Below are 11,978 nucleotides of genomic sequence, written 5' to 3'. Positions count from 1 at the left end.
TATTTTAAACCGCAAATTTTATTTGAAGTTTTTTTTTGTTTACCTCCCGTCAGGGATGGCTTTTTGTTTCCACTGATTTCTCAGTTTAAACCGCTTCTAGCTTTGTATTTCATGGCTCCGAAGAACCGCTGCTCCCTTGCGGAGTGGTGCAAAGATAGAAACTTTTAGGCATTGACTCCAAGGGTTTGAAAGGAATTTTTTTTATAGAAACTATAAATAATTGTGAATCTGAGTTTTATTTTTCGTTTCAAAATAAAACCTAATCCCATCCTCCACCCAAGGCGCGATAAAGAGACACATAACTATTTAATTGTTTTTGTTTAATCTCTAATAAATCCAATTCACTTTTCAACGCATTACTTTGAGCAGTAATTACCTCAAGATAGGTCGCATAGCCGCTTTTAAATAATAATAAAGCATTTTTCACTGCTAATTGCGAATTAGCAACACGCTGATTGGATAAATCTAGTTGTTCTTTTTGCTTATCTACTGTAGTAATAGTATTAGAAACTTCCGAAACAGCCTCCATGACTGTACGTTGAAAATTTAACTCTTCTTTTTCCCGGTCTATTTTAGCTACCTCATATATATTTTTAAGTTTTTTATTTTTAAAAATTGGAGTAGTTAATTCGCCTGCAATCCCTCCCAGTAGTGCCCCTGGAATATTAAACCAATTTTTAGGTAGCATAGAATTCACGCCAAATACACCACTCAAACTTAATTGCGGATAACGCATGATTTGTTGAATATTCATATCAGCATTTGCTGCTATAACATCATATTCCGCTGCTTTAATATCAGGACGTCTTCGAATTATTTCTAATGGACTTCCTAAAGAAATATTTTGTTCATCAAAATTCACTAAGGTGTTAGACAGAGAATCAGCTCGTTCTATAGCGTTAGGCATCTCTCCTATCAATATCCTCAACGCATTCTCTTGAATGACGATATCCTTTTCCAATTCTGGAATCATGGAGGCCGCTAATAAACGTTGGGATTCTGTTTGTTGTAAAGCTAAAGCTGTAATTTCACCAGCATCGAATTGCAACTTTATCATACGCAAAGTGCTATCATTTAAAGATAGATTACGCTTGGCTACTTCGATTTGTGCATCCAGTTTTAATAAGTTAAAATATCCCGATGCAATATCTGCTATCAATTTTGTCTGAACAGCATTACGAGTTTCCTGCGTATTGAGCCAATCCGCTTTTAAAATATCCCCTTCATTTGCAATCCTGCCCCAAACATCCAATTCCCAACTAAACGATAGTCCTGATGAGAACTGTGATTGATAAGTAAACAAAGATTCTGGTGCTTTCTCTCCCTTTTGGTCATACCACTTGGAAGATGCCGACGAATAAAAATCCTTAGAACGGTATTGCTTATTGACAGTACCTATATTCGCATCCACTGAAGGAAGGTATTCCGATTTATTTATCCGGAGGTTCCTATTAGCGATTTCAATATTCTTCAATGCAATACGCATATCAAAATTATTTGCTAACGCCGAATCAATTAACCCCACTAAATAGGGGTCATTAAAGAATTCTCTCCATTTTACGGAGAATAAAGCACTATCGCCATTGGATTCAAAGCCTCCACGGTATTCGGAAGGAAGTTTCAAATTTGGTTGTTCGTACTTCGCTCCGATCTTACATCCGGTCATTAAAAATAGAAGCAAACAAAATAAGTATAATGTTTTTGAAAATCGTTTCATCATGTTAATTATCCATTTTGAATTTTACCCGCTCATCCAATGATTTGAATACTACAAATAAAACTGGAATGATAAATATCCCCAACGCAACTCCAGCTAACATACCCCCAGCTGCACTAAAACTAATGGAATGATTACCAATAGCCGAAGGCCCTACTGTCCACATTAAAGGAATTAACCCGGCTACAAATGCAAATGAAGTCATTAAAATAGGGCGCAGTCTTAATTTCGCTCCCGCAATAGCAGAATCATATATAGATAATCCTTTGTTTCTTTGCTGAACAGCAAACTCTACAATAAGAATGGCATTTTTGGCCAATAGACCAATAAGCATAATAAGACCAACCTGTACGTATATATTATTTTCCAGACCTGCCATAAGAACAGCTGCAAATACCCCTACTAAACCAACAGGAACAGACAATATTACGGCCCAAGGAAGGATATAACTCTCATATTGTGCCGACAATAGGAAGTAAATAAACAAGATACTTAAACCAAAAATAAGGATAGTCTGCGAACCTGATTTACTTTCTTCATAAGACATTCCCGTCCATTCATAGCCATAATTACCTGGCAATTGTTCCGAGGCTAACTTTTCAATAGCTGCCATCACATCTCCCGTACTATTACCCGAAGAAGGACTTACATTTACCGTAATAGCATTATATAAATTGTAACGTGATATAGATTCTGGTCCCACAACTTTATTCAACGTCATTAATGTACCAACCGGAACCATATCTCCATTTTTATTTCTTACAAAGATAGAATTAAGCGATTCGGGATCAGTTCTATGTTCAAAATCTGACTGCATATATACACGATATGTACGTCCAAATCTATTAAAATCTCCCGCACTAACTCGTGCAAAATACATACGTATAGTATTCATCATATCTTTGATATCTACTCCCATACTTTTGGCTTTAACTATATCGATGTCGGCCTCATATTGTGGGAAATTAGATTTAAAGGAAGTATAAGCATTATCAACTTCTTGCAAATCATTTATTTTATTAATAAAAGAATCAGCAACGACATCAAAATCACGGATATCTCCACCCAAACGATCCTGAAGAACTAACTGCACTCCCGCAAAATCTCCAAAACCCTGTACAGTAGGACGTGGAAACACTTTAAAAGTAGCTTCATTTATCACCGACAAATCCTGACGGATGGTATCCATGAATGCATTTATATTTTTAATGGATTTGCGCTTGTTATGTGGTTTCACATTGATATACCCTGCTGCAAAAGCGGCACTGCTTCCTCCATCTATCGCATTAAAACCAGAGACCGTAGTCATTCCTTCAATATCTTCGCGTTTTTTCAAAATACTATCCGCTCTTCGCAATACTTCTGTCGTGCGTGAAAGTGAAGCTCCAGGAGGCATAGCTAAGGAATACGTCACAAAACTATCATCCTCCGTGGGAATAAATGATTTAGGTGTAAAATACAGAAGTCCAATTCCTAAAAAGGTAACGACAGCTAATCCTACAAATGCCACTGTCCTTTTTCTCAAAAGATATTTAACAGCAACAATATACTTATTAGTTAAGCGATCAAAAGAAGCATTAAATGCAGTAAAAAATCTATTTCTATATCGTTGGAATTTATTCAGTTTCTTTTCCTCAGCAATATCTTGGGGATGCACTGGCTTTAGTAATAAAGCACAAAGTGCTGGTGATAAAGTCAAAGCATTAAAAGCTGAAATCAATATGGCAGTAGCCAAGGTATATGCAAACTGTTTATAGAAAATACCCGCAGGTCCTTCCATGAAACCAACAGGCAAAAATACTGCAGCCATAACCAAGGTAATCGATAAAATCGCTCCCGTGATTTCGGTCATAGTTTCCATGGTCGCCTCTTTAGCGCGCATTCCCGTTTCATGCATCTTCTGGTGTATAGCCTCTACGACCACAATCGCATCATCGACCACTATACCTATGGCTAATACCAAAGCAAACATGGTAAGTACATTTAGAGAAAAACCTAAAAGACTTAAGAAGAAGAAGGTACCGATAAGCGACACGGGTATGGCGATAGCAGGAATAAGTGTCGAACGAAAATCTTGCAAAAAGATATATACAATAACAAATACTAGCAAAAAAGCTTCGAACAAAGTACTCTTTACCTGATTGATGGATTGGTCAATCTGATCACGTACACTATAAGAGATATCATATTTTATACCTTCGGGAAAATTTCTGGACATCTCTTCCAACACTTTACGCACTTCAATATCTATTTCATGCGCATTAGATCCACTAGTTTGTGTGATATTAAGTGTAAGACCTGGATGACCATTTACTTTATTATCACTTCCCAAATTGGTCGCTCCAAATTCTATACGTGCAATATCCCGGAGATAAAGTATGGAACCATCCTTATTGGTCTTGATGACCATATTTTCAAATTCCTCTGGCTTACTAAATCTTCCTTTGTGTTTGATAACCGTTTCAAAAACTTCATCCGATGTTTCACCAAACTTACCTGGAGCAATCTCAAAATTTTGGTCGTTCAGTGCTTTAGTAACATCTTGGGGAATAATATTATAGACTGCCATTTTCTCGGGATTCAGCCACACACGCATGGAGTAATCACGTGCTCCTACACGTGAAACCTGCGCTACACCATCCACCCGCAACAACGGACGGATTAAATTAATCTGAGCAAATGCCTGCAAAAATGTTTCGTCATAGACTGAGTCATTACGATCTGAAAAAATATTGATAGTCATTATCGCGCCGCTCTGTCTAGGCTGAACGGTAATACCGTTATCATTCACCTCTGCTGGAATAGCACTTACAGCCTTAGAAATACGAGTCTGCACATTGACTGAAGCAATATCTGGGTTGGTCCCAGTTTTGAAAAAAACCTGCACGGAACCCGATCCCGAATTCGTGGCAGAAGAGCGGATATACATCATATCCTCTACTCCATTGATTGCTTCTTCGATCGGAAGCAATACGCTTTCAGCTACGGTTTCAGAGTTTGCTCCTGGGTAACTTAAAGAAACCACCACACTTGGCGGAGCAATTTCAGGAAATCTAGTAATTGGTAGTGTTTTCAGACCTACTAACCCCAAAATCACCAAAATCAAGGACATAACGGTGGCTAAGACAGGTCTGTTTAAAAATGTTTTTAACATAATGTTCTATTATATTCACGAGAATTTCCGCTCTGGTCTTAATAACCAAAGTAAAAACTCCCTGTCATAGTAAATTATTGATGTAAAGGTAGAACTTTCGTACCCTCAGTTATTTTGTTTAGACCAGTTAAGACTATGCGGTCTCCTAGTTCCAACCCGCTTGATACTAAATAATTACTCTTACTTGTTCCGTTAATAGTGATGGCTTTTCGATATACTTTATTTTGATCATCGAGTACATGTACGAAAATCTTATCCTGTAATTCACTTGTTGCGACTTGAGGAATTTGAATAACACCTTTCTTTATTTCCGAAATTTTCAGTGTCCCTGTACTACCATTACGGAGTATATTATCACGATTGGGGAATGATGCGCGCAAAGAAATAGCCCCTGTTGTACGGTCTACCTGACCATTAATCGCATCCACTACTCCTTTAGACGTATATTCTTCCCCATCCGCTAAGATTAAGGTAGCATCCGGAAAATTCAGCGCATTATTATTTCTCTTGATACCATTCAAGCTATCTTCTTTAATTTTCAGCTTTGAAAAATAAAGAAAATCAGATTCATTCATCGAGAAATAAACATATACATCTTGTACGTCTGAAAGTACTGTCAAAGGTTCTTTATCTCCTTTTGAAACTAAATTTCCAATTCGTTTAGGAATACGACCAATATATCCGCTTACTGGAGCGGTGATAATAGTAAAGCCTTGATTAATTTGAGCACTTCGCACTGCTGCTGTAGCTTGATCAAGCGACGCTTTCGCAACATCGTAATCGGATTTGGCTGATTTTAAACGTACTTCCGAAATAACTTCGTTCGAAACCAAGGGCTTCAAACGATCAATTTCCAATTTAGCATTTTCTAACTTCGCCTTCGCTACATTCTGATTTGCAATAGCATTGTTTAATACTTCTTGATAAGCAGAAGCATCTATTTTAAATAATTTTTGGCCTTTTGTAACGAAAGTACCTTCGTCAACATAAATTTCTTCCAAAATACCTTCTACTTGAGGTCTAACTTCTACATTGACCTTACCTTCGATAGTTCCAATATAGTTTTTGATGGTTTCTGCATCACTCGTATCCACCACATGCACCGGGAGTGCTAATGGCTTTTCCGAATTTTCATCTTGCTTTTCTTTTGCTTTTCCTTTATTACAACTATAAAAGATGGTAGTTGTTATTATTAGTATTAATACGCTGATAAAATGTAATGTCGGTCTCTGGCTTGTATTCATATTTCTTCCTCTTTCTTATTATTAATGTAACTAACCTGTTACAATAATAAAAATTAGGATTGTTTTTAAGTAATAGTTTAACAGTCTTTAACAAAGAACACGCCAAAATCATCAATGGAATGGTTTTAAATAAAAAAGTCTCTCGATAAAGAGAGACTTTTCACAGAAACTGTTAATTATTAACTAATTATTTCCAACCCCCACCAAGCGCCTTATACAATACGATTTGATTTAATAAATCTTCACGTTGAATGTCCACTTTTGTAATTTGTGCTTGGACAACTCCTTTTTGAGCGGAGATAATATCCAAATAGCTTACGCGCCCAGCAATGAACAATTCTTCTGCCGCTTCTGTAGAAGCTACTAAAGCGTTAACTTGATCATCTACCAATTGCTCTCGATTGGCGAGAAGCTTTTGTGTCTCCACCGCAAGTGACACTTCATTTACAGCATTCAATACTTTTTTCTCATACTCCAAAAAAGCAATGCCGTACTGTGCTTTCATCACTTCATATTGCGATTTCAATTCACGCTGACGCAAAATCGGCATAGTTACTCCGCCAAATAGACCATAAGCCACAGATTTATCTAAGTTGAATAATTTATCAAAGCTGAACGATTGTAATCCCAAATAAGGACTAATCGCTACGGATGGCAAAAATGATAATCTTGCAGCATCCAGCTCCCGGTATTCACGCTTCAAATCAAATGCTGCTTGACGAATGTCCAACCGATTGGAAATTAATTGATCAAAAGACCCTAACGTCATTTCTGCAAACAAACTATTTTCTAACACAGCATCTTCCGACCTTTTAATGGGTTGATACACCCTACCCAACAATTGATTGATTTGGTGCTCATTCTTAATAATCTCTTGCAATGCCAAAGCTCTATTTGCGCGAGATTCTGCCAAAATTGATTTGAACTGTTGTACAGCCAACTCATCCGATCGTCCAGCTTCCTTTTGTGCCTCGATGATTTCCAAAGCACGCTCGTGCAAGACAATATTACGGTCGTAAACTTTTACTTTTCTATCCCAAGCAATCAATTCAAAATATGCGGATGAAATACTGGTTATAAGTTCAGTTTCAACGAGACGTGTAGCTTCATTTTCCGCCAAATAGCCCAAATAAGCAGCTTCACGACGTTGACGAAGTTTGCCCCAAATATCTATTTCCCACGAAGACCTAACACCTACAAAATAATCTGGAATAAATGGCTCTGGCAATTTTTCATCAGCCGTCAGGTTTTCAGAAAAGTTAGAATCATAGTTACCTATACCGGACTCAGTATAATGCCCATACTTACGAATTCCACCTTCGACCGCCGCATCCAATGTCGGCAATAATGCCGACTTACGCTGTCTGAAATTCGCTTGTGCGATTTCTATTCGGTGAATTGCTTGTCTTAAATCTTGATTATTTTCTAATCCTATGTTGATTAAATCAACTAAGTATTGATCTTTGAAAAAGGAATTCCATTTTATGTCAGCTAAACTAATAGAATCAGTCAACATTTGAGTTGCATCAGTTTGAAGTTCTGCTTTCAGCTCTTGTTCATTCATTTTCTTCGGAACAGAACACGCTGAAAATAATAAGCTGAAAATTGCAATCACTGTAGCTGCTTTAGTTATTTTAGCTTTCTTTCTTTTAGAAAATAAAACCACCAAACCAGGAATTACAATCACACCGATAATAGTACCGATCACCATTCCTCCTACTGAAGCCGTACCGATTGTTCGGTTTCCTAAGGCTCCAGCACCTGTAGCCAACATTAATGGAATCAAACCCGCAGCGAATGCAAATGAAGTCATCAAAATTGGACGCAAACGCGCTACCGCACCTTCTATAGAAGCGGTCAATACATCCATCCCTTGTTTACGTTTTAGATTCGCGTATTCTACAATTAGAATCGCGTTCTTACCCAACAATCCAATTAGCATGACTAATGCCACCTGTGCATAGATGTTGTTTTCTAATCCCAAAACTTTCAAGAACAAGAACGCACCAAACAAACCTGCTGGAAGACACAAAATAACCGGCATCGGTAATAAGAAACTTTCGTATTGTGCAGCTAATAATAAATACACGAAAACTAGACACAATAAGAAAATATATGCAGCTTGATTACCCGAAATTTTCTGCTCACGCGTCATACCCGACCATTCAATCTCAAAACCTTGTGGTAAAGTTTCTGCAATTCGTTCTACCGCTTCAATCGCTTGGCCCGAACTAAATCCTGCTGCTGCCTGTCCAGTAATCATCGCCGAGTTGAACATGTTATAGCGTGTAATTTGTTCCGGCCCATACACACGTTTCATCGTTAAGAATGATGAGTAAGGAACCATTTCGCCATCAGCAGTTTTGACATAAAGTGCTAAAACATCTTCTGGCTTTTGACGTGTAAATGCATCGGACTGCACCATTACTTTGTACATCTGTCCATAACGGATAAAGTTGGTTGCGTACTGACTTCCCAATAAAGTTTGCAATGTATTCATTGCATTCTCTACCGAAATACCCTTTTTGGCTGCCAAATCATAATCTATTTCCAACATATATTGCGGGAAACCCACGTCAAAAGTTGTACTTGCAGATTCGATAACTTCATCTTCTTCCAATGCTCTAATAAAATCATTCACCACAACAGCGGTCTGATTTAAATCTTCATTTCCGCTTCGATCCAAAAGACGCATTTCAAAACCTGAAGAGTTACCAAATCCGGGAACTGTAGGTGGAGGGAAAAATTCTATTGTAGCGTCCGCAATATGTGCTGTTTTCTCTCGCAATATCGCCATAACATCATCGACAGTTTCCTTACGATCATCCCAAGCTTTTAAGTTAATCATCCCCATACCATAGGATGCGCCAGATACTTCCGTTACGATACTATATCCGGCTAACGTAGACACAGTTTCTACTACATCCATCTCACGTGCAATTCGGTCTACTTCATCCAATACAGCTTCTGTACGATCCACAGTAGCGCCTGGAGGAGTTGTCACCGCAACGTAAACCATACCTTGGTCTTCTGTTGGGATAAATCCAGAAGGAACAATAGACATCGTACCATAAGTCAACACAAACATTCCAACTAATGTGGCCAATGTGATTGTGCGACGTCCTGCGATTTTATTTAATAAACCTTTATATCCTCCAGCAATTTTCTCGTAATAGTGATTAAACCCTTTAAAGAATCGATCCATTAAACCATTGCTTTCTTTGGCGTCATGTGGTGATTTTAAAATCAAGGCACACAATGCTGGTGTCAATGTCAATGCATTAATACCCGAAATAACAATAGATGCAGCCAAAGTCAAGGAGAACTGACGATAGAAAACACCAACAGGTCCAGAAAGGAATGCTACCGGAACAAATACCGCTGACATAACCAACGTAATCGCAATTACAGCTGTACCTACTTCTTTCATCGCCGCCAATGTAGCTTCCATGGGTTGCATATGCTCTTCTTCCATTTTGGCATAAACCGCCTCTACCACTACAATACCATTATCGACCACAATACCAATAGCCAATACCAATGCAAATAATGTCAATAAGTTAATAGAGAATCCCATCATTTGCATGAAAAATAGTGCACCAATCAAACACACAGGAACTGCTAGAATTGGAATCACAGTAGCGCGGAAGTTTTGAAGAAACACAAATACCACGATGAATACCAAGATAAATGCTTCAATCAAAGTCCAAATAACTTTCGAAATAGATGCATCCAAGAAACGTGAAACATCATAGCCCATTGTATAGGTCATTCCCGGAGGGAAAGTTGAACCTTTCAATTCTTCCATACGATCTTTCACGCGTTGGATAACCTCCTGCGCATTTGATCCTGGCAATTGTTTCAACATGATAGATGCAGAAGGTTGCCCATCCGTTTTCGAAACCATCTCATAGTCCAAAGAACCGAATTCTACATCGGCGATATCCTTCACACGAATAATAGAACCATCCGCATTCGCACGAATTGGAATATTTTCGTATTCCGCTACTTCCGTAAATTTACCTGGGTAGCGCAATACATATTGCTGCATGTTACGCGCCTTATCTGACGAAATACCCGTTTGTCCTGGAGCAGCTTCTATATTTTGACGACGCAATGCTTCTACCAATTCTTCTGTAGAAATCGAGTATGACGACAAACGATCTGGTTTTACCCAAATACGCATCGCGTAATCTTTTGCACCCATAATCTGTGCGAAACCAACACCTTCGATACGTTTTAATTCTTTGAGGATATTAATATCCGTGAAATTATAAATGAATCGCTCATCAGCGGTTACATCATCCGTGAAAAGATTGAGGTACATCAACATGGAATTCACCTCTTTCTCGGTAGTCACCCCTGCTTTGATAACCTCTTCTGGAAGTTCATCCAAAACAGTTGTAACCCTATTTTGCACGTTTACCGCAGCAATATCCGGATCGACACCTACTTTAAAGAATACTTGTATTAATGTTGTTCCATTATTCGTTGATACCGTATTCATGGAGGTCATACCAGCCACACCATTGATCGCTCTTTCCAACGGAATAGCTACCGCATTGGTACTCACCTCGGCATTGGCACCCGTGTAATTTGCTGTCACGACCACAGATGGTGGAACAATATCTGGGAATTGTGTAATTGGCAAGGTAAATAGCGCCAACAATCCCAATAATGTAATAAATATGGAGATAACCAAAGAAAGTATTGGTCTCCTAATATACGTTTCGAACATCTATTTCATCCCTCCTTGCGAATTGTTAACTTCTTTTGGTTTGATAGACATTCCATCGCGCAAGGCATGTACACCTTCAAAAACAACTTTACAATTGGGTTCTAAACCGTTCTCGACGATGTAATAATGACCGACACGTTGTCCATTCTGGAATGGGGTCATTTTTATTTTATTATCCGAACCCACGACATACACATAAGCTTTATCCTGTATTTCCAAAACAGATTTTTGGTGAACAAAAGTCAGGTCTCCTGTATTTGTAGGAACAGCAATTCTTCCAGAAGCACCATGTTTCAATAATCCTGCTGGATTATCAAAACGTGCTCGCAAAGAAATAGAACCTGTGCTCGCTTCAAATTCACTCTCCACCAATTCGGCAATTCCTGGATAAGGATATATTTCGCCATTCGCTAGAATCAATTTTACTTCTTGTTTGAATGCATTTTTCTTGAAGCTAGAATCCGTTGCTAAAGCCAAATATTCCGACTCCGAAATATTGTAGTATACATTAACTCTGTCCAAATCAGAAATCGTCGTAATTAAAGCTCCCTCTGTCAATAAAGAACCTTCTTTCAATTGAATACGGTCAATGCGACCATCAAAAGGTGCACGGATGAGGGTGTGACTTAATTTTGTACGCGCTTGATTGAGAATTGCTTCACCCTCTTCTACTTTTGATAAAGCTGCACGTAGCTGCACCTCCAACAAATCAGCTTCTGTAATGCTTACAATTTTCTTATCAACAAGCTTTTTTGTTCTTTCAATTTCCAGTTCTACTTTCTTCACTTCAGCTTTAGCATTATTCAATGCTGCCTGCGCTTGTGCTAAATCGGCTTTATATTCTTCATCGTTCAAAGAGAAAAGCACTTGTCCCTTACGAACATGAGCACCCTCATCGACGTATATTTTATTTAAAAAACCTGTTAATCTTGAACGCAATTCTACATTACGTTGCGATTGAATATCGGCAATATATTCTTTGTAAATAACAGTATCCATTTGCACTAAGTTTGCAACAGGAACTTCTTTAGCGACCTCTTTTGTGTCTTTTTCTTTTGCATTCGTGCACGCTGTAAAAACGAGTGCACAGCCCAAAATAGGGTACCAATGACGTTTGATTTTCAT

Annotated in this window: 5 protein-coding genes; all 5 read right to left on the bottom strand. The window is 38.2% G+C overall.

What is annotated here, in order from left to right:
- Positions 1–259: 259 nt before the first annotated feature.
- On the bottom strand, positions 260–1,720 hold the full coding sequence (locus tag G5B32_RS12590; protein ID WP_206366892.1) for an efflux transporter outer membrane subunit: 1,461 nt from the start codon (positions 1,718–1,720) through the stop codon (positions 260–262).
- A gap of 1 nt (position 1,721) precedes the next feature.
- Positions 1,722–4,871 carry an efflux RND transporter permease subunit gene (locus tag G5B32_RS12585; RefSeq protein WP_165291882.1) on the bottom strand — a complete coding sequence of 1,050 codons (3,150 nt, stop codon included), beginning with the start codon at positions 4,869–4,871 and terminating at the stop codon, positions 1,722–1,724.
- A gap of 74 nt (positions 4,872–4,945) precedes the next feature.
- Positions 4,946–6,115 (bottom strand): efflux RND transporter periplasmic adaptor subunit, encoded by a 1,170-nt coding sequence (locus G5B32_RS12580; RefSeq protein ID WP_165291881.1) that lies wholly within the window; start codon positions 6,113–6,115, stop codon positions 4,946–4,948.
- Between the two features lie 187 nt (positions 6,116–6,302).
- Complete coding sequence (locus tag G5B32_RS12575; protein ID WP_165291880.1) at positions 6,303–10,853, bottom strand: efflux RND transporter permease subunit; 4,551 nt, start codon at positions 10,851–10,853, stop codon at positions 6,303–6,305.
- Positions 10,854–11,978, bottom strand: coding sequence for an efflux RND transporter periplasmic adaptor subunit (locus G5B32_RS12570; RefSeq protein ID WP_165291879.1), 1,125 nt, complete (start codon positions 11,976–11,978; stop codon positions 10,854–10,856). It lies immediately after the preceding gene.

Source organism: Sphingobacterium sp. SGL-16 (assembly GCF_011043515.1).
GTDB lineage: Bacteria > Bacteroidota > Bacteroidia > Sphingobacteriales > Sphingobacteriaceae > Sphingobacterium > Sphingobacterium litopenaei.
Note: the sequence above shows the minus strand (reverse complement) of the source record. Positions and strands in the feature narration are given on the sequence as shown.

Bases quoted from the DNA above. Each gene is read 5' to 3' on its own strand.
- G5B32_RS12590 (WP_206366892.1), bottom strand. From the start codon at position 1,720: ATGATGAAACGATTTTCAAAAACATTATACTTATTTTGTTTGCTTCTA.
- G5B32_RS12585 (WP_165291882.1), bottom strand. From the start codon at position 4,871: ATGTTAAAAACATTTTTAAACAGACCTGTCTTAGCCACCGTTATGTCC.
- G5B32_RS12580 (WP_165291881.1), bottom strand. From the start codon at position 6,115: ATGAATACAAGCCAGAGACCGACATTACATTTTATCAGCGTATTAATA.
- G5B32_RS12575 (WP_165291880.1), bottom strand. From the start codon at position 10,853: ATGTTCGAAACGTATATTAGGAGACCAATACTTTCTTTGGTTATCTCC.
- G5B32_RS12570 (WP_165291879.1), bottom strand. From the start codon at position 11,978: ATGAAAATCAAACGTCATTGGTACCCTATTTTGGGCTGTGCACTCGTT.